Annotated in this window: 32 protein-coding genes; all 32 read left to right on the forward strand. The window is 47.5% G+C overall.

From position 1 onward, the window contains the following. Window positions 1-20: 20 nt before the first annotated feature. The gene (rpsJ, locus tag SATMO3_RS02080) at window positions 21-332 is read left to right on the forward strand and encodes a 30S ribosomal protein S10 (RefSeq protein ID WP_021168692.1); all 312 of its coding nucleotides are present in this window, start codon (window positions 21-23) and stop codon (window positions 330-332) included. Window positions 333-347: 15 nt separating this feature from the next. Then, window positions 348-989, forward strand: coding sequence for a 50S ribosomal protein L3 (gene rplC / locus SATMO3_RS02085; RefSeq protein ID WP_371376799.1), 642 nt, complete (start codon window positions 348-350; stop codon window positions 987-989). Between the two features lie 68 nt (window positions 990-1,057). After that, window positions 1,058-1,684 (forward strand): 50S ribosomal protein L4, encoded by a 627-nt coding sequence (gene rplD, locus SATMO3_RS02090; protein WP_371376802.1) that lies wholly within the window; start codon window positions 1,058-1,060, stop codon window positions 1,682-1,684. After that, window positions 1,684-1,971 carry a 50S ribosomal protein L23 gene (gene rplW / locus SATMO3_RS02095; protein ID WP_371376805.1) on the forward strand — a complete coding sequence of 96 codons (288 nt, stop codon included), beginning with the start codon at window positions 1,684-1,686 and terminating at the stop codon, window positions 1,969-1,971. Before rplD ends, rplW begins: the two co-directional genes overlap by 1 nt. Window positions 1,972-2,000: 29 nt before the next feature. Further along, complete coding sequence (rplB, locus tag SATMO3_RS02100; protein WP_371376809.1) at window positions 2,001-2,840, forward strand: 50S ribosomal protein L2; 840 nt, start codon at window positions 2,001-2,003, stop codon at window positions 2,838-2,840. Window positions 2,841-2,935: 95 nt separating this feature from the next. Then, complete coding sequence (gene rpsS / locus SATMO3_RS02105; protein ID WP_371376812.1) at window positions 2,936-3,217, forward strand: 30S ribosomal protein S19; 282 nt, start codon at window positions 2,936-2,938, stop codon at window positions 3,215-3,217. A 48-nt stretch (window positions 3,218-3,265) separates the two neighbouring features. After that, window positions 3,266-3,598 (forward strand): 50S ribosomal protein L22, encoded by a 333-nt coding sequence (gene rplV, locus SATMO3_RS02110; protein ID WP_371376815.1) that lies wholly within the window; start codon window positions 3,266-3,268, stop codon window positions 3,596-3,598. A gap of 25 nt (window positions 3,599-3,623) precedes the next feature. Next, complete coding sequence (rpsC, locus tag SATMO3_RS02115; protein WP_371376818.1) at window positions 3,624-4,301, forward strand: 30S ribosomal protein S3; 678 nt, start codon at window positions 3,624-3,626, stop codon at window positions 4,299-4,301. Next, a complete protein-coding gene (gene rplP, locus SATMO3_RS02120; RefSeq protein ID WP_371376821.1) occupies window positions 4,301-4,777 on the forward strand; it encodes a 50S ribosomal protein L16 in 477 nt (158 codons plus the stop codon). The genes rpsC and rplP overlap by 1 nt, the downstream gene beginning before the upstream one ends. Then, window positions 4,767-4,964: a 50S ribosomal protein L29 gene (gene rpmC / locus SATMO3_RS02125; protein ID WP_371376823.1), complete on the forward strand. Its 198-nt coding sequence runs from the start codon at window positions 4,767-4,769 to the stop codon at window positions 4,962-4,964. The genes rplP and rpmC overlap by 11 nt, the downstream gene beginning before the upstream one ends. A 21-nt stretch (window positions 4,965-4,985) precedes the next feature. Further along, window positions 4,986-5,267 (forward strand): 30S ribosomal protein S17, encoded by a 282-nt coding sequence (rpsQ, locus tag SATMO3_RS02130; RefSeq protein ID WP_371381655.1) that lies wholly within the window; start codon window positions 4,986-4,988, stop codon window positions 5,265-5,267. Window positions 5,268-5,352: 85 nt separating this feature from the next. Then, entirely contained in the window at window positions 5,353-5,721 is a 369-nt protein-coding gene (rplN, locus tag SATMO3_RS02135) for a 50S ribosomal protein L14 (RefSeq protein WP_371376826.1), read from the forward strand. 19 nt (window positions 5,722-5,740) lie between these two features. After that, window positions 5,741-6,079 carry a 50S ribosomal protein L24 gene (gene rplX, locus SATMO3_RS02140; protein ID WP_371376829.1) on the forward strand — a complete coding sequence of 113 codons (339 nt, stop codon included), beginning with the start codon at window positions 5,741-5,743 and terminating at the stop codon, window positions 6,077-6,079. Between the two features lie 31 nt (window positions 6,080-6,110). Then, window positions 6,111-6,653, forward strand: a complete 543-nt coding sequence (gene rplE / locus SATMO3_RS02145; RefSeq protein WP_371376832.1) for a 50S ribosomal protein L5 — start codon at window positions 6,111-6,113, stop codon at window positions 6,651-6,653. Window positions 6,654-6,701: 48 nt separating this feature from the next. Beyond that, entirely contained in the window at window positions 6,702-6,887 is a 186-nt protein-coding gene (locus SATMO3_RS02150) for a type Z 30S ribosomal protein S14 (protein ID WP_371376835.1), read from the forward strand. Window positions 6,888-6,918: 31 nt separating this feature from the next. After that, the gene (rpsH, locus tag SATMO3_RS02155) at window positions 6,919-7,317 is read left to right on the forward strand and encodes a 30S ribosomal protein S8 (protein ID WP_371376838.1); all 399 of its coding nucleotides are present in this window, start codon (window positions 6,919-6,921) and stop codon (window positions 7,315-7,317) included. A 23-nt stretch (window positions 7,318-7,340) separates the two neighbouring features. After that, a complete protein-coding gene (rplF, locus tag SATMO3_RS02160) occupies window positions 7,341-7,892 on the forward strand; it encodes a 50S ribosomal protein L6 (RefSeq protein ID WP_371376841.1) in 552 nt (183 codons plus the stop codon). A 38-nt stretch (window positions 7,893-7,930) separates the two neighbouring features. Continuing rightward, window positions 7,931-8,299, forward strand: a complete 369-nt coding sequence (rplR, locus tag SATMO3_RS02165; RefSeq protein WP_371376843.1) for a 50S ribosomal protein L18 — start codon at window positions 7,931-7,933, stop codon at window positions 8,297-8,299. Window positions 8,300-8,316: 17 nt separating this feature from the next. Beyond that, the gene (rpsE, locus tag SATMO3_RS02170) at window positions 8,317-8,817 is read left to right on the forward strand and encodes a 30S ribosomal protein S5 (RefSeq protein WP_371376846.1); all 501 of its coding nucleotides are present in this window, start codon (window positions 8,317-8,319) and stop codon (window positions 8,815-8,817) included. A 14-nt stretch (window positions 8,818-8,831) separates the two neighbouring features. Beyond that, window positions 8,832-9,017 carry a 50S ribosomal protein L30 gene (rpmD, locus tag SATMO3_RS02175; protein ID WP_371376849.1) on the forward strand — a complete coding sequence of 62 codons (186 nt, stop codon included), beginning with the start codon at window positions 8,832-8,834 and terminating at the stop codon, window positions 9,015-9,017. A gap of 48 nt (window positions 9,018-9,065) precedes the next feature. Further along, window positions 9,066-9,506: a 50S ribosomal protein L15 gene (gene rplO, locus SATMO3_RS02180; RefSeq protein ID WP_371376853.1), complete on the forward strand. Its 441-nt coding sequence runs from the start codon at window positions 9,066-9,068 to the stop codon at window positions 9,504-9,506. Beyond that, window positions 9,507-10,763, forward strand: coding sequence for a preprotein translocase subunit SecY (gene secY / locus SATMO3_RS02185; RefSeq protein WP_371376856.1), 1,257 nt, complete (start codon window positions 9,507-9,509; stop codon window positions 10,761-10,763). It begins immediately after the preceding gene. A 12-nt stretch (window positions 10,764-10,775) separates the two neighbouring features. Next, entirely contained in the window at window positions 10,776-11,429 is a 654-nt protein-coding gene (locus tag SATMO3_RS02190) for an adenylate kinase (protein ID WP_371376859.1), read from the forward strand. Continuing rightward, a complete protein-coding gene (gene map / locus SATMO3_RS02195) occupies window positions 11,426-12,172 on the forward strand; it encodes a type I methionyl aminopeptidase (protein WP_371376862.1) in 747 nt (248 codons plus the stop codon). Before SATMO3_RS02190 ends, map begins: the two co-directional genes overlap by 4 nt. Before the next feature lie 13 nt (window positions 12,173-12,185). Further along, the gene (locus tag SATMO3_RS02200) at window positions 12,186-12,458 is read left to right on the forward strand and encodes a hypothetical protein (RefSeq protein ID WP_371376865.1); all 273 of its coding nucleotides are present in this window, start codon (window positions 12,186-12,188) and stop codon (window positions 12,456-12,458) included. A 36-nt stretch (window positions 12,459-12,494) separates the two neighbouring features. Continuing rightward, window positions 12,495-12,713: a translation initiation factor IF-1 gene (infA, locus tag SATMO3_RS02205; protein ID WP_371376868.1), complete on the forward strand. Its 219-nt coding sequence runs from the start codon at window positions 12,495-12,497 to the stop codon at window positions 12,711-12,713. Window positions 12,714-12,805: 92 nt separating this feature from the next. Continuing rightward, window positions 12,806-12,919 (forward strand): 50S ribosomal protein L36, encoded by a 114-nt coding sequence (gene rpmJ / locus SATMO3_RS02210; RefSeq protein WP_028971919.1) that lies wholly within the window; start codon window positions 12,806-12,808, stop codon window positions 12,917-12,919. Between the two features lie 21 nt (window positions 12,920-12,940). After that, a complete protein-coding gene (rpsM, locus tag SATMO3_RS02215) occupies window positions 12,941-13,312 on the forward strand; it encodes a 30S ribosomal protein S13 (RefSeq protein ID WP_371376870.1) in 372 nt (123 codons plus the stop codon). A 15-nt stretch (window positions 13,313-13,327) separates the two neighbouring features. Next, the gene (gene rpsK, locus SATMO3_RS02220; RefSeq protein WP_093796567.1) at window positions 13,328-13,720 is read left to right on the forward strand and encodes a 30S ribosomal protein S11; all 393 of its coding nucleotides are present in this window, start codon (window positions 13,328-13,330) and stop codon (window positions 13,718-13,720) included. A 24-nt stretch (window positions 13,721-13,744) separates the two neighbouring features. Next, window positions 13,745-14,377, forward strand: coding sequence for a 30S ribosomal protein S4 (gene rpsD / locus SATMO3_RS02225; RefSeq protein WP_371376873.1), 633 nt, complete (start codon window positions 13,745-13,747; stop codon window positions 14,375-14,377). A 64-nt stretch (window positions 14,378-14,441) separates the two neighbouring features. Next, window positions 14,442-15,401 carry a DNA-directed RNA polymerase subunit alpha gene (locus SATMO3_RS02230; protein WP_371376876.1) on the forward strand — a complete coding sequence of 320 codons (960 nt, stop codon included), beginning with the start codon at window positions 14,442-14,444 and terminating at the stop codon, window positions 15,399-15,401. 15 nt (window positions 15,402-15,416) lie between these two features. Beyond that, window positions 15,417-15,755 carry a 50S ribosomal protein L17 gene (gene rplQ, locus SATMO3_RS02235; protein ID WP_371376879.1) on the forward strand — a complete coding sequence of 113 codons (339 nt, stop codon included), beginning with the start codon at window positions 15,417-15,419 and terminating at the stop codon, window positions 15,753-15,755. Window positions 15,756-15,813 lie beyond the last annotated feature (58 nt).

Here is a 15,813-nt window from a genome sequence, read left to right on the forward strand (position 1 = left end):
CGATAAGGAGGAATAAATAAATGGCTAAACAGCAAAAAATCAGAATCCGCCTTAAGGCGTATGACCACAAGGCGCTTGACCAAAGTGCGGCTAAGATTGTAGAAACCGCAAAACGTACCGGCGCTATGGTCTCTGGCCCTATTCCGCTTCCTACAGAAAAAAATATCTTCACTATTTTGCGTTCACCCCATGTCAATAAAGATTCCCGCGAACAATTTGAAATGCGGACTCATAAACGTCTTATTGACATCCTTGAGCCGACCCCCAAGACGGTTGATGCCTTAATGCGTCTCGACTTGCCGGCTGGTGTGGACATTGAAATCAAGCTGTAGGAGGAGGTGCGATAAATGGCTAAAGGAATTTTAGGTAAAAAACTGGGTATGACCCAAATCTTTACGGCTGAGGGTAAAGTTATTCCGGTTACAGTCATTGAAGCCGGTCCCAACGTCGTTGTACAAAACAAGACAGTTGAAAATGATGGCTACAATGCAGTACAGCTTGGGTTTGGCGCTGTCAAAGAGAAACACGTTAACAAGCCGATGAAGGGTCACTTTGCAAAGGCTAACGTCAAACCGGTAAAATTTATCCGTGAGCTGCGTCTGCCTGAAGCCTCTGAATATACAGTAGGTCAAGTTTTGAGTGCTGATCTGTTCAGCGAAGGTGAACTTATTGATGTAACCGGAACTGCTAAAGGTAAGGGTTTCGCCGGCGGTATTAAACGGCATAACTTTGCACGCGGACCTATGGGTCACGGTTCCAAATCCCATCGTGAGCCCGGTACCATTGGTTCCCGGATGAGTGGTGGCGGCGGTAAAGTATTCAAAGGCAAGAAACTCCCTGGTCGTATGGGCGGACATAAAGTAACCGTTCAGCGTCTGCAAGTAGTTCGTGTAGATGTACCTCGCAACCTGTTGTTGGTTAAAGGTGCAATTCCCGGACCAAAAGGAAGTTTCGTGATCGTTAAAAATACAGTAAAACCCAACAAGTAATCGCAACTTGCGGCTTTACACTTTAACGTAAAGTGTGGGCGCAAGGCATCGAAAGGAGGATGTGCTATATGCCGAAAGTGGCAGTATATGATATGACCGGTGCAAAGACCGGTGAAATGGAACTTAACGATAACGTGTTTGGCGTAGAAGTAAACGAAGCCGTGGTTCATCAGGCAGTTGTTATGCAGTTGGCCAGTCAACGCCAAGGCACTCACGCAACAAAGACCAGATCCATGGTACGTGGTGGCGGCAGAAAACCCTGGAAACAAAAAGGTACCGGCCGTGCACGGGCTGGTAGCATCCGGTCTCCGTTATGGGTTGGTGGCGGTGTAGCATTTGGACCGCATCCGCGCAGCTATAAATTCAGCATGCCGAGAAAAGCCCGTCGTCTGGCAATTAAATCGGCACTGAGTGCTAAGGTAAACGATGGTGGCCTGATGGTCGTCGAGGATATCAGCTTTGCAGCTCCAAAAACCAAAGACGTTGTAAAACTTCTTGGTAACTTCGAAGCACAAGAAGCGAAAGCCCTCATCATCACCGCTGAAAATGATGAGAATGTCGCAAAATCGTCCCGTAATATTCCAGGTGTAAAAGCTATCGGAACTATCGGACTTAATGTTTACGATCTTCTCCATCATGACAAAGTATTTGTAACTAAAGAGGCAGTCGCCAAGATCGAGGAGGTGCTGGCATAATGGCAAATCCACGCGACGTACTCCTCAGACCATATATCACTGAGAAAACCACAGCGATGATGGCTGAAAACAAATATACTTTTGTTGTGCCGCTCACGGCCAATAAAATTGAGATTCGTCAGGCAGTTGAACAAATCTTCAAAGTAAAAGTTCTTGACGTCAATACCATCCGTGTAATGGGTAAAACCAAACGCATGGGCAAGAACCTCGGCAAGCGTTCGGACTTTAAAAAAGCCATTGTAAAACTGGCTCCCGGCGAGAGCATTGAATTCTTTGAAGGTGTATAACCAGAATTTCCTAAAAAGGAGGGGCACACATGCCAGTTAAAAGTTTTAAACCATACGCTCCTGGCAGAAGATTTATGACGGTTGCCGATTTTTCGGACATTACCGTAGATCGTCCCGAGCGTTCCCTGACCGAACGTCTCCAAAAGCACGCCGGTCGTAACCAGCAAGGCCGTTTAACTGTTCGGCATCAAGGCGGCGGCCACAAGCGTCTGTACCGCATCATTGATTTCAAACGTATTAAAGACGGTGTTCCGGCAAAAGTAGCTACAATTGAATATGATCCTAACCGCTCAGCCCGTATTGCTCTTTTACACTACACTGACGGCGAAAAGCGTTATATTCTTGCTCCTAACGGTCTTAAAGTCGGCGACACTATCATGAGCGGCCCTGAAGCCGATATCAAGGTAGGCAATGCGCTGCCGCTGAAAAATATACCGGTAGGTACTCAACTTCACAACATTGAGATGAAAATCGGTAAAGGCGGCCAATTGGTTCGTTCTGCTGGCGCTTCCGCTCAGCTAATGGCTAAAGAAGGCGACCACGCTCTTCTTAGATTACCTTCCGGTGAATTAAGAAAAGTTCATATTAACTGCCGGGCTACTATCGGCCAGGTAGGCAATCTTGAGCACGAAAACATCACCATCGGTAAAGCCGGCCGTTCCCGTTGGCTTGGTATCCGCCCTGCTAACCGCGGTGTGGCTATGAACCCGATTGACCATCCGCATGGTGGTGGCGAAGGCCGTTCACCTGTAGGCCGTAAGCATCCGGTTACTCCTTGGGGTAAATGTGCTATGGGCGCCAAAACCCGTAAAAGGAAAGCTTCTGACAAGCTTATTGTTAAGAGACGGGCTACTCGCGGTAGCCGGTAATCCGATAAGGCGATATCTTGAGGGGCGAATGTTCGAACGGAAAGCTGATTTTAGAACATGCGAACCCGCGAACGTAGCGAAAGGAGGCTATTTAGGTGTCAAGATCAATCAAAAAAGGACCTTATGTGCATGAGAGCCTTGTCAAGAAAATTGATGCTCTTAATGCTAAGAATGATAAGAAAGTTATCAAAACCTGGTCACGTAGCTCAACCATTCTCCCATCTTTTGTCGGACACACCCTTGCAGTACATGATGGCCGCAAACACGTGCCTGTATATGTAACTGAAGATATGGTAGGACACAAGCTTGGCGAATTTGCGCCGACCCGGACTTATAAAGGTCACAGTGGCTCGGAACGGACTACTGGGGTAAGATAAACTACTCTTAGCAAAAATCCGGGACTATAGCCGGAAGGGGGTTAAAAAATGGAAGCCAAAGCAATTGCAAGACATATTCGCATTGCTCCCCGCAAAATCCGCATCGTTATTGACTTAATTCGCGGTAAAAACGTGGGCGAAGCTTTTGCAATTTTAAAGTATACTCCGAAAGTTGGCGCCGAAGTTGTGGAGAAAGTTTTAAAATCAGCTATTGCTAATGCTGAACACAACTACGACCTGAACACCGACGCCCTGTATGTAGCACAGGCATTTGTTGATCAGGGACCAACCTTGAAGCGCATTCATCCGCGCTCACGCGGTCAGGCCTTCAAGATTTTAAAGCGTACCAGCCACGTTACATTGGTCGTTAAAGAAAGATAAGCTAAGGTCGAAGGAGGGAAATTTAGTGGGTCAAAAAGTTAATCCGCATGGTCTTCGCCTTGGCATTATCAAAACCTGGGACGCAAAATGGTATGCCGACAAAGACTATGCTAAAAATCTGCATGAAGATATTAAAATGCGTGATATGCTTAAAGAAAAACTTTACACTTCGAATGTGTCGCAAATCATTATTGAGCGTGCGGCTAACCGGGTGAAAGTTACCATCCACACTGCTAAACCGGGTATGGTTATCGGTCGCGGCGGCAGTGGCATTGAAAACATTAAAAGATGGCTGAAAGAGCTTACCGGCAAAAACATTGACGTTAACATTGCCGAAATTAAGCAAGCCGAACTGGACGCTACCCTGGTAGCAGAAAATATTGCTGCTCAGCTTGAAAAGCGTATTGCTTTCCGCCGGGCCATGAAGCAATCGGTAACCCGGACCATGCGTATGGGTGCTAAGGGAATTAAAGTAATGGTTGGCGGACGTTTGGGCGGCGCAGAAATTGCCCGTACAGAAAGCTACCGTGAAGGCAGTATTCCTCTGCATACCCTGCGTGCCGACATCGATTACGGCACAGCCGAAGCTCACACCACCTATGGCCGTATTGGCGTAAAAGTTTGGATTTACAAAGGTGAAATTCTGCCTGAAGCCAAGAAAACTGTAGTCGCCGCTGCCGCCACTGAAGGGGGCGAAAAATAATGCTAATTCCAAAAAGAGTAAAGCATCGCAAACAATTCCGCGGACGTATGACCGGTAAAGCTACTAAAGGCAATACCGTGTCCCATGGCGAATTCGGACTTGTCGCTCTTGAGCCGGCATGGATCACCAACCGTCAAATCGAAGCAGCCCGTATTGCCATGACCCGTTATATTAAACGTGGCGGTAAGGTTTGGATTAAAATATTTCCGGATAAGCCGATCACTGCTAAACCGGCCGAAACTCGCATGGGTAGCGGTAAAGGTTCACCGGAATATTGGGTAGCTGTTGTAAAGCCCGGCCGTGTTATGTTTGAAATGGACGGCGTGGCCGAAGAAGTAGCCCGTGAAGCAATGCGTCTGGCAGCTCACAAACTGCCAATCAAAACCAAATTCGTTAAGCGGGAGGATACCGCTCATTTGGATATGGACGCACCGGGAGTCAATGCTAAACTGGGTGGTGAAGTAAATGAAGGCTAATGATATCCGCGATATGAGTGCAGCCGAACTTGACCAAAAACTGAACAAGTTGAAAGAGGAACTGTTCAATTTGCGGTTCCAACACGCTACCGGCCAATTGGATAACCCTATGCGGATTCCTGCCGTCAAAAAAACAATTGCCCGCATTAAAACCGTTCAGCGTCAACGAGAACTTAAAGCCCTGTAACCGGGCATAATTTGAGTGAGTATGAAGGGAGGCAATGTAAAAGTGACCGTTGAAAGAAACGAGCGCAAGGTCCGTATCGGTAAAGTTGTAAGCGATAAAATGGATAAGACTGTAGTAGTAGCGGTTGAACGTCTGGTTCGGCATCCGCTGTATCATAAATCTGTGAAACAAACAGTTAAATTCAAGGCGCATGATGAGAATAATGAAAGCCATATCGGTGATACCGTAAAAATTATGGAAACCCGTCCGCTTTCCAAAGAAAAGCGCTGGCGTGTGGTAGAAGTTCTCGAAAGAGCGCAATAATAGTTACGCCAAAACTGAAAGCATCTTCTAGCGCTCGAGTGCGCGTAAAACGCATCGAGCCTCATGAGGAAGGAGGATAAGCACTATGATTCAACAGCAGACCATCCTGAATGTTGCTGATAATACCGGCGCCAAGCAAATTATGTGCATCCGCGTATTAGGTGGTTCCTACCGCCGCTATGCCAACATTGGCGATGTTATCGTTGCTTCCGTTAAAGACGCTACACCCGGTGGCGTTGTCAAGAAAGGCGATGTAGTTAAAGCAGTTGTTGTTCGTTCTAACAAAGGGCTGCGCCGTCCGGATGGTTCGTATATCCGGTTTGACGAAAACGCCGCAGTTGTTATTAAAGAAGATAAAAGCCCGAGAGGTACACGGATATTTGGACCAGTAGCACGCGAGCTCAGGGACAAAGATTTCATGAAAATTATCTCACTGGCACCGGAAGTTATCTAGATTAAGGAGGTGTCCTTAAGTGTCAGAAGCCCAAAAATTGCACGTAAAAAAAGGCGACAAAGTCGTTGTGCTGTCAGGCAAAGATAAAGGCAAAGAAGGCAAGATCGTTGAAGCTCTGCCGAAAAAAGGCAAAGTTGTTGTTGAAGGCGTAAACAAAGTAAAACGCCATACCAAGCCGAGCCAAAAAGCTCCGCAAGGCGGCATTATCGTAAAAGAAGCGCCTGTTGCTTCCTCCAAAGTAATGCTGGTATGTCCCGCCTGCAGCAAACCTACCCGCATTAAGAAATCGCAGTTGGCCAGCGGCGCATATGCCCGTGCCTGCAAAAAATGCGGCGAAGTTATTGATAAAGATAAGTAAAAACCATTCTTCTCTGAAAGGAGGTTAACTCATGGCTACAAGACTTAAAGAAAAATTTTCAACTGAAGTAGCGCAAGCTATGATGCAGAAGTTTGGCTACAGAAACGTCATGGAAATTCCCAAAGTCGAGAAAGTAGTTATTAACATGGGAGTTGGCGAAGCAGTAGGCAACCCCAAAGTTCTCGATGCGGCTGTAAATGATATGACTATTATCGCCGGTCAGAAACCGGTTGTAACCAGAGCCAAGAAATCTATTGCTGCTTTCAAAATCCGCGAGGGTATGCCGATCGGTGCTAAAGTTACCATGCGTGGTGAGCGGATGTATCAGTTCCTCGACAAGCTGTTCAATATCTCCTTGCCCCGGGTTCGTGACTTCCGTGGTGTTAGCCCGAAAGCTTTTGACGGACGTGGTAACTACACGTTGGGTATTAAAGAACAGTTGATCTTCCCGGAGATCGAGTACGATAAAATCGACAAGATCCGCGGCATGGATATCATCATTGTTACCACTGCCAAAACCGATGAAGAGGCTCGTGAGCTATTAAAATTGATGGGTATGCCATTCAGCGCATAACTGTTTCATACAAAGTAACGAAGCAGTTTAAAAGAAGGAGGGAATTCGGTGGCCAAGAAGGCTTTGATTGAAAAATGGAAGAATGACCCAAAATTCAAAGTACGTAAGCACAACCGCTGCAAAATCTGCGGACGTCCGCATGGCTATATGCGTAAATTCGAAATGTGCCGGATTTGTTTCCGGGAACTGAGCTACAAAGGCGCCATTCCTGGAGTAACTAAGGCCAGCTGGTAGAGAGCAACATATAGGAAGGGGGTTCTAACACATGGTAATGACCGATCCGATTGCCGATATGCTAACGCGCATTCGCAACGCTAACTCGGTTTATCACGATAAAGTCGAAATTCCGGCTTCAAAAATCAAGCAATCCGTAGTTCAGATTCTAAAAGAAGAAGGTTTCGTTAAAGACTTCGATACGGTTGCTGACGGCAAGCAGGGAATGATCCGGGTTAGCTTAAAATATGGCCCGAATCGCGAAAAAGTAATTACTGGAATTAAGCGCATTTCCAAACCCGGTCTTCGCGTTTACGCTAAGAAAGAGCAGCTCCCGCGCGTTCTTGGTGGACTTGGAATCGCGATTATTTCAACATCTAAAGGTATTATGAGTGACAAAACCGCTCGCAGAGAAGGTCTGGGCGGCGAAGTAATCGCTTACGTTTGGTAGTCTAGTGATACAGGAGGTGCAATATGTCTAGAATTGGTAGGAGTCCCATCACTGTTCCTGCTGGCGTCACCGTAACTATCGGCGATAGCAATGTAGTGACAGTTAAAGGCCCTAAGGGCGAATTGACCCGCCAGCTCCATAAAGATATGATTATCGAAATGGAAGGTAATGTCATCAACGTCAAACGGCCTTCAGATAATAAAGAACATCGTGCGCTCCACGGTTTGACCCGGACCCTGGTAAATAACATGGTTACCGGCGTAACTCAAGGTTTCTCCAAAACCTTAGAGATTGCCGGCGTAGGTTACCGTGCTGCTAAATCCGGTCAAAAACTTGCGCTCACCTTAGGCTTCTCGCATCCCTTGGAAGTAGAGCCGCCGCAAGGTCTCTCGATTGATGTACCGCAGCCTAACCGGATTGTTGTTTCCGGTATTGATAAAGAAGCGGTTGGCGCACTTGCTGCAAAGATTCGCGGCTATCGTGAACCGGAACCGTACAAAGGCAAAGGCATCAAATACGAAGGTGAAATTATCCGCCGTAAAGTCGGTAAAGCCGGCGGTAAAGGCAAAAAATAAACCCTTAAAAGGTAATATAGGTGAAAGGAGTGAACACCTTGCTGCGTAAACCTAGCAAAAACATCGCGCGCCAAAAGCGGCAATTAAGAGCCCGGAAAACTCTGATTGGTTCCGTCGAACGCCCGCGCCTTAACGTATTTCGCAGTTTGAAGCATATTTATGCTCAAATTATCAACGATAAAACCGGTACTACCTTAGTAGCGGCCAGCACACTGGATAAAGACGTCAGTGCCAAAGTTGAATACGGTGGCAATATTGATGCAGCCAAAGCTGTAGGCGAGGCAATCGCTAAACGGGCCCTCGAAAAAGGAATCACTAAAGTAGTATTTGACCGTGCAGGCTATATCTATCACGGCCGTGTAGCTGCCCTGGCAGCTGCAGCACGCGAAGCTGGTCTTGAATTCTAAGAAAAGGAGGGAAATAAATGGCCAGAATTGATTACACCGGTCTTGATCTGAAAGAGAAAGTAGTATTCATTAACCGGGTTGCCAAGGTAGTTAAAGGCGGTAGACGCTTTTCATTCAGCGCCCTGGTAGTTGTTGGCGACGCCAACGGCCATGTAGGTTTCGGCCTGGGCAAAGCTGCCGAAGTACCGGAAGCTATACGTAAAGGCGTGGAAGACGCAAAGAAAAACCTTATTTCGGTTCCAATTGTCGGCACAACCATTCCTCACCAAATCATGGGTGAGTTTGGCGCAGGCAAGGTACTGTTAAAGCCTGCCTCCGAAGGTACAGGCGTAATTGCTGGCGGCCCAGCCCGTGCTGTGCTTGAACTTGCCGGCATCCATGACATCCTGACAAAATCACTTGGCTCATCCAATGCCAACAACATGGTTCGGGCAACTATTGCCGGACTGAGCCAATTAAAACGGGCTGAAGAAGTCGCCAGCCTGCGCGGCAAAACAGTTCAGGAACTGTTGGGCTAGGGGAGGAATTTGACATGGCTAAAATTAAAATTACACTTACCCGCAGCGTGATTGGCAGACAGCAAGACCAACGTGATACCGTAAAGGCATTAGGTCTTAAGAAAACCAACAGCTCGGTAATTCAGGAAGATAACGCGGTAATCCGGGGCATGGTTCGCAAAGTGGAACACCTTGTTACCGTAGAGCAAGTTGCAGAGTAATATATCTACTGGCATTAGCCAACATACTAGTTCAAGGAGGTGCTGTTAATGAAATTACATGAATTAGCTCCAGCGCCTGGTTCAAAAAAAGTTCGCACCCGCGTAGGCCGTGGCCTTGGTTCCGGTCTGGGTAAAACTTCCGGTAAAGGTCACAAAGGTCAAAAGGCCCGTGCCGGCGGTGGCGTGCGTCCTGGTTTTGAAGGCGGCCAAAAGCCCTTGTACTTAAGACTGCCTAAGCGCGGTTTTACCAATATCTTTGCTAAAGAATACAGCGAAGTCAATGTAGCTGAGCTCAACCGTTTTGACAATGGTACGGTTGTTGATCTGGAAGCGTTGGTAGAAGCCGGTGTAGTTAAAAAAGTGCTTGATGGTCTTAGAATCTTAGGCAATGGCGAGCTTACCAAGGCTTTAACAGTAAAAGCCAATGGCTTTACTAAGTCGGCCGCTGAAAAAATTCAGGCAGCCGGCGGTACTGTTGAGGTGATTTAATTGCTGCCTGAGCTCTCGAACATACTGAAGATTACGGAACTGAGGCAGAAGATTGTCTTCACCTTAGTTATGTTTCTGATATTTCGGTTAGGCACCCATATCCCGGTCCCGGGCGTGAACGCCGCCGTTATTGAACAGCTGTTTACACAGGGTAATCTATTTGGGTTTCTGGACTTGTTTTCCGGTGGCGCTTTAAGCAAATTTTCGATATTTGCCATGAGCATCACACCCTACATCAATGCTTCTATCATTATGCAGCTCTTAACCATTGTTGTACCGAAGCTGGAACAATGGTCCAAAGAAGGCGACGAGGGCCGCAAGAAAATTACCCAGATCACACGTTACGGAACTGTGCTGTTAGGCTTTATTCAAGCCTTAGGCATGGCGTTTGGGCTCAAAGTAGCCATCATCAACCCTGGAATAGGTTCTATTCTCCTTATTGCTCTTACCCTGACCGCGGGAACAACTTTCCTGATGTGGCTGGGTGAGCAAATCACTGACAAAGGTATTGGCAACGGCATTTCGCTGATCATCTTTGCCGGTATCGTCTCCAGACTGCCTGACGGACTCTATACCATTTTCGAGTATGTAAGAGCCGGAACCATTAATATATTTAATGTATTCCTGTTCCTCATAATCGCAGTGGCCATGATCGTGTTTGTCATCGCAATACAGCAAGGCCAGCGCAGAATACCGGTGCAATACGCGAAACGCGTTGTTGGCCGGAAAATGTACGGCGGCCACTCTACTCACATACCGCTGAAAGTGAATCAAGCGGGCGTTATTCCGATAATCTTTGCGTCATCTGTGCTGATGTTCCCGGTAACCATTGCCCAGTTTATTGATGTACCCTGGGTAAAAACCGTGGCAGGGTGGTTTGCGTGGGGCACACCGTTGCAGACAACGCTCTATGCGCTTCTCATCGTGTTCTTTACGTATTTTTACACTGCGGTTACTATGAACATATCAGATATGGCAGAGAACATGAAAAAACACGGCGGGTTTATTCCCGGTATCAGGCCGGGTAAACCTACCGCCGATTATTTAGACCGGATTATGACCAGAATTACCCTGGCCGGATCCATATTCTTGGCCATCATCGCCATAGTACCGAACTTCATAGGGGCGATTACCAACCTCCAAGGAGTGTATTTCGGCGGTACAGCTCTGCTCATCGTAGTAGGCGTGGCCTTAGACACCATGAAGCAAATTGAGGCGCTGGTTCTTATGCGGCACTATCAGGGCTTCATGAAGTAGGAGGTAGGGGTCATGTTTATTCTGTTAATGGGACCGCCTGGCGCCGGCAAAGGCACCCAGGCGGCCAAGCTGGTAGAAAATTTCAAAGTTCCCCACATCTCAACCGGTGATATGTTCCGGGCGGCAGTTAAAGAAGGCACCGAGCTTGGTAAACAAGCCAAAGCATGCATGGATGCCGGTCAACTGGTTCCTGACAGCGTCACCATCGGTATTGTCAAAGAGCGACTGGCTAAGGCCGACTGTCAAACAGGCTTCATCCTGGACGGCTTTCCCCGCACCATAGCACAGGCGGAAGCACTGGACCGGACACTGGCCGAGCTGGCTATCAAACTTGACCGGGTTGTAAACATTACAGCTCCGAATTCCGAACTGGTTGGTCGTATGACCGGCCGCCGGATCTGCAGGAGCTGCGGCGCTACTTACCATGTGGCGTTCAACGCTCCTAAACAAAGCGGTGTTTGCGATAAGTGCGGCGGCGAACTGTATCAGCGTGATGATGACCGGGAAGAAACAGTAGTGAACCGCCTTTCGGTATATCAGTCTCAAACTCAGCCTTTGATTGAGTATTATCAGGATAAAGGCCTTTATACCGAGATTAACGGACTTCAACTCATTGATGATGTTTTAAAAGATATAGTGAACAGCTTGCGAGGCGGGCAAGTATGATCATACTAAAGTCACAAAGGGAACTCAATTACCTGCGTGATGCCGGGCGGATAGTGGCTGAGACGCTTGAGGAAATTAAGAAAGCAGTTAAGCCTGACGTCACTACGCTTGAACTTGACAGGGTTGCCGAAGAGTACATCATAAAAAAGGGCGCAAAGCCTGCTTTCAAAGGCTATCATGGCTTTCCCGGCAGTATCTGCGCTTCTGTAAATGAAGAGGTAGTTCATGGCATTCCTGGATTAAAACGGTTAAAAAATGGAGATAATGTCAGTATTGACATTGGCGCCATAATAAGCGGTTTTTGCGGTGATGCTGCGATTACCGTGCCGGTTGGCGAAGTGGACGCTGAAGTCGAGAAACTTATCGAAGTAACCGAACAGTCGTTATATAAAGGAATTGAACAGGCTATGGCCGGTAATCGCTTAAGCGACATCTCCCATAGTATTCAAACCTACGCTGAGAGGCATGGCTACGGTGTTGTGCGTGATTTTGTCGGGCATGGTATCGGCCGAAACATGCATGAAGACCCGCAAGTGCCTAACTATGGGCTTCCCGGACGCGGCCCGCGATTAAAAGCTGGTATGACATTAGCGATAGAGCCTATGATTAACGCAGGGACTCATGAGGTCAAGACCTTGGGCGATAACTGGACAGTAGTGACTGCTGACGGTAAGCGTTCGGCTCATTTTGAACACACCATTGCCATTACGGCCGATGGTCCGGAAATATTAACAAAACTATAGGAGGAGACGGCCTGTGCCAGATGGAAATATACACCTTGGGCACATTGTGATATCATCAGCAGGACGTGATGCTGGCCACACCTATGTAGTGGTGGGCTGGCACAAGCCGCAAACTCTTCTGGTAGCTGACGGACGCGGACGTAAAATCGCTGGTCCTAAGAGAAAAAACGTTAAGCACGTAACAAGGCGTTCTATTGCTAATTATGTGGCTCAAGCGCTAAACGGTGGTTTACGAGTTACCGATGAAGCCATCCGTCAGGCCCTCGCCCACATCGAGGACACTTAGATAAGCTGTTAATAGCGGACGAGGAGGGACTCTCACATGTCTAAACAAGATGTAATTGAAGTGGAAGGCACGGTCGTTGAGGCGCTGCCGAACGCTATGTTCCAGGTTAAATTAGAAAACGGTCATGTTGTACTGGCGCATGTATCAGGTAAAATTCGTATGAACTTCATCCGGATTTTGCCTGGCGATAAAGTTACAATTGAACTTACACCGTACGATTTAAAACGCGGCCGTATTACCTATAGGTTTAAATAGCTTGTGTTCGTGAGGTTCGAAAGTTCGTTAGTCAAGTCGATCAGCGAACACGGACTGGCGGACTGGCGGACGCACGATAAGGAGGTTTAATTATGAAAGTAAGGCCATCAGTTAAGCCTATATGTGAAAAATGCAAAATCATCAAGCGGCATGGCCGAGTAATGGTGATTTGCGAAAATCCTAAACATAAACAAAAACAAGGCTAAGACAAGGGGGTGGATTAAAACATGGCACGTATTGCCGGTGTAGACTTACCGCGTGACAAACGCATTGAAATTGCTTTAACATACATTTTCGGTATCGGCTTAACTTTATCCAAAGAGATCCTTAAAACTACCGGAATCAATCCTGATACCAGAACCCGGGATCTGACAGAAGAAGAAGTTGCCAAGCTGCGTGAAAACATCGATAAGAATTATCGCGTAGAAGGCGACCTTCGCCGGGAAGAAGCACTTAACATTAAGCGGCTCATTGAGATCGGCTCTTATCGTGGCAAGCGGCATCGCATGGGTCTTCCCGTACGCGGACAGCGTACCAAGACCAATGCCCGTACCCGCAAAGGCCCGAAAAAGACTGTCGGCGCTAAGAAGAAAAAGTAAGGGAGGGAATAACCTTTGGCTCAAAAGAAAGTTGCAAGACCAAAACGTAAAGAACGTAAAAATATAGAACATGGTGTTGCTCACATCCGTTCAACTTTTAACAACACCATCGTTACTATCACTGATACCAGAGGCAATGCCATTTCCTGGGCTAGCGCCGGTGGACTGGGCTTCAGAGGATCACGGAAAAGTACTCCGTTTGCCGCTCAGATGGCTGCTGAAACAGCTGCCAAAGCTGCCATGGAACATGGCCTCAAACAAATCGAAGTATTTGTTAAAGGCCCTGGTGCAGGCCGTGAGGCCGCAATCCGCTCACTTCAGGCCGCCGGCCTTGAAGTTAATATGATTAAAGACGTAACACCCATTCCGCACAATGGATGCCGTCCGCCGAAAAGAAGAAGAGTTTAAGGAATTGGGAGGTGTTTGGTAAGAATGGCAAAATATACAGGTCCTGTTTGCAGATTATGCCGCCGCGAAGGTGCAAAACTGTATCTTAAAGGCGACAGATGCTATAGCGATAAATGCTCCTTCACCGAGCGCGGTTTTGCTCCCGGCCAGCATGGCGCCGGTCAAACCCGTAAAAAAGTTTCCGAATATGGCATTCAGCTGCGGGAGAAGCAAAAAACCCGCCGTATTTACGGTGTGCTTGAGCGTCAATTCCGCAACTACTTTGAAAAGGCTGACCGCCAAAAAGGTATTACCGGTGAAAACCTCTTGGTAATGCTGGAAAGAAGACTTGACAATGTAGTTTACCGCATGGGTTTGGCTGAAAGCCGCAACCAGGCAAGACAACTGGTACGTCACGGCCTCATTAACGTAAATGGCCGTCGTGTAAACATTCCTTCCTTCCTGGTAAAAGCCGGTGACGTTGTTGCCGCCCGGGAAGAAAGCAAAGAATCCCCGATTATGAAAAAAATCGCTGAGTCGCTCGGTCACAAACAAGCTCCGGCTTGGCTGGAAATGACTGCTGCCGATATGAGCGGTAAAGTTATGCGCTACCCCACCCGGGAGGAAATTGATATTCCTATCCAGGAACATCTCATTGTAGAGTTGTATTCAAGATAATCTGCCCTCAACCGTGGCGATGGCGTAACCTAAGAGTTTGGCCAAATGAGGAGGGTTTTTCCGGATGATTGAAATCGAAAAACCGAAGATCGAAATAGTGGAAGTAAGTGAAGACAACCGTTATGGCAAATTTGTGTGGGAACCGTTAGACCGGGGCTTTGGCATTACGCTGGGCAACAGTTTAAGACGTGTACTCCTGTCCTCTTTGCCGGGCGGTGCTGTAACCTCGGTAAAAATCGACGGCGTGCTTCATGAGTTTGCCACTATTCCCGGTGTTCGGGAGGACGTCACCGACATTATTCTAAACCTAAAAGAACTGTGTCTGAAGATGCATAGTGACGAGCCTAAAGTTTTACTTGTTGAAGCATTTGAAGAAGGCGAAGTCACCGCAGGTGATATTAAAGCCGACGCGGATATTGACATTTTAAACCCTGAACTCCACTTGGCGACAGTTGGTGCCGGCGGCAAGCTCCGCATGGAAATCATGGTTGAAAAAGGCAAAGGCTATGTGCCGGCTGACAAAAACAAAAAACCCGACCATGTAATCGGGATTATTCCTGTTGATTCCATCTTCTCACCTATTATCCGTGTCAACTATAACGTCACCGATACGCGTGTCGGCAACGTAACCAACTATGACAAGCTGACATTAGAAGTATGGACAGACGGCAGTATGCGTCCCGAAGAAGCGGTCAGCAAAGCTGCTGGCATTATGGTGTCGCACCTGAAATTATTTCAAAATATTGCCGGAGAACCTCCTGAAGAAGATGAGGGTCAGGGTCTGGTTTCGGAAGAACCTGCCGAGGGCAAAAACAGGACAATGGAAATGACCATTGAAGACCTGGATCTCTCGGTACGTTCTTACAACTGTTTAAAACGGGCTGGAATCAACACTGTGGCTGAACTTGTGCAAAAGAGCGAAGAAGATATGATGAAAGTTCGCAACTTAGGCAGAAAGTCACTGGAAGAAGTTAAGAAGAAGATTGTTGAGATGGGTCTGGCATTGGCAGAACACGAAGAGTAAAGGGAGGGAAGAGTTGTGGCCTACAGAAAGTTAGGACGGGACACCAGTGCGCGCAAAGCGTTGTTTCGCAGCATGTTAACTTCCTTCTTTGCATATGAGCGTATTGAAACAACGGAAGCAAAAGCAAAAGAAATCAGCGGCCTTGCCGAGAAAATGATTACTTTAGCTAAGCGGGGCGACCTGCATGCTCGCCGGCAAGTGTTATCAAGCCTCTACGACGAAGAAGTTGTAACCAAGCTGTTTGATGTAATTGCTCCGAAATATGCCGAGCGTCAAGGCGGTTATACCCGGGTGCTCAAACTTGGACCGCGTCGTGGCGATGCGGCTCCTATGGCGATTCTCGAATTAGTGTAACAGGTTAAAGGCGAGGGCGACCCGGAGGGTCGCCTTTATTCTCCTGTCTTTAAGGCTA

The sequence above is a fragment of the Sporomusa aerivorans genome, assembly GCF_041428895.1.
GTDB classification, from domain to species: Bacteria; Bacillota; Negativicutes; order Sporomusales; family Sporomusaceae; genus Sporomusa; species Sporomusa aerivorans.

Excerpts from the sequence above, each read along its gene's own strand:
- rpsJ (WP_021168692.1), top strand. The coding sequence starts at position 21 with ATGGCTAAACAGCAAAAAATCAGAATCCGCCTTAAGGCGTATGACCAC.
- rplC (WP_371376799.1), top strand. The coding sequence starts at position 348 with ATGGCTAAAGGAATTTTAGGTAAAAAACTGGGTATGACCCAAATCTTT.
- rplD (WP_371376802.1), top strand. The coding sequence starts at position 1,058 with ATGCCGAAAGTGGCAGTATATGATATGACCGGTGCAAAGACCGGTGAA.
- rplW (WP_371376805.1), top strand. The coding sequence starts at position 1,684 with ATGGCAAATCCACGCGACGTACTCCTCAGACCATATATCACTGAGAAA.
- rplB (WP_371376809.1), top strand. The coding sequence starts at position 2,001 with ATGCCAGTTAAAAGTTTTAAACCATACGCTCCTGGCAGAAGATTTATG.
- rplV (WP_371376815.1), top strand. The coding sequence starts at position 3,266 with ATGGAAGCCAAAGCAATTGCAAGACATATTCGCATTGCTCCCCGCAAA.
- rplP (WP_371376821.1), top strand. The coding sequence starts at position 4,301 with ATGCTAATTCCAAAAAGAGTAAAGCATCGCAAACAATTCCGCGGACGT.
- rpmC (WP_371376823.1), top strand. The coding sequence starts at position 4,767 with ATGAAGGCTAATGATATCCGCGATATGAGTGCAGCCGAACTTGACCAA.
- rpsQ (WP_371381655.1), top strand. The coding sequence starts at position 4,986 with ATGAAGGGAGGCAATGTAAAAGTGACCGTTGAAAGAAACGAGCGCAAG.
- rplN (WP_371376826.1), top strand. The coding sequence starts at position 5,353 with ATGATTCAACAGCAGACCATCCTGAATGTTGCTGATAATACCGGCGCC.
- rplE (WP_371376832.1), top strand. The coding sequence starts at position 6,111 with ATGGCTACAAGACTTAAAGAAAAATTTTCAACTGAAGTAGCGCAAGCT.
- rpsH (WP_371376838.1), top strand. The coding sequence starts at position 6,919 with ATGGTAATGACCGATCCGATTGCCGATATGCTAACGCGCATTCGCAAC.
- rplF (WP_371376841.1), top strand. The coding sequence starts at position 7,341 with ATGTCTAGAATTGGTAGGAGTCCCATCACTGTTCCTGCTGGCGTCACC.
- rpsE (WP_371376846.1), top strand. The coding sequence starts at position 8,317 with ATGGCCAGAATTGATTACACCGGTCTTGATCTGAAAGAGAAAGTAGTA.
- rpmD (WP_371376849.1), top strand. The coding sequence starts at position 8,832 with ATGGCTAAAATTAAAATTACACTTACCCGCAGCGTGATTGGCAGACAG.
- rplO (WP_371376853.1), top strand. The coding sequence starts at position 9,066 with ATGAAATTACATGAATTAGCTCCAGCGCCTGGTTCAAAAAAAGTTCGC.
- SATMO3_RS02190 (WP_371376859.1), top strand. The coding sequence starts at position 10,776 with ATGTTTATTCTGTTAATGGGACCGCCTGGCGCCGGCAAAGGCACCCAG.
- map (WP_371376862.1), top strand. The coding sequence starts at position 11,426 with ATGATCATACTAAAGTCACAAAGGGAACTCAATTACCTGCGTGATGCC.
- infA (WP_371376868.1), top strand. The coding sequence starts at position 12,495 with ATGTCTAAACAAGATGTAATTGAAGTGGAAGGCACGGTCGTTGAGGCG.
- rpmJ (WP_028971919.1), top strand. The coding sequence starts at position 12,806 with ATGAAAGTAAGGCCATCAGTTAAGCCTATATGTGAAAAATGCAAAATC.
- rpsM (WP_371376870.1), top strand. The coding sequence starts at position 12,941 with ATGGCACGTATTGCCGGTGTAGACTTACCGCGTGACAAACGCATTGAA.
- rpsD (WP_371376873.1), top strand. The coding sequence starts at position 13,745 with ATGGCAAAATATACAGGTCCTGTTTGCAGATTATGCCGCCGCGAAGGT.
- SATMO3_RS02230 (WP_371376876.1), top strand. The coding sequence starts at position 14,442 with ATGATTGAAATCGAAAAACCGAAGATCGAAATAGTGGAAGTAAGTGAA.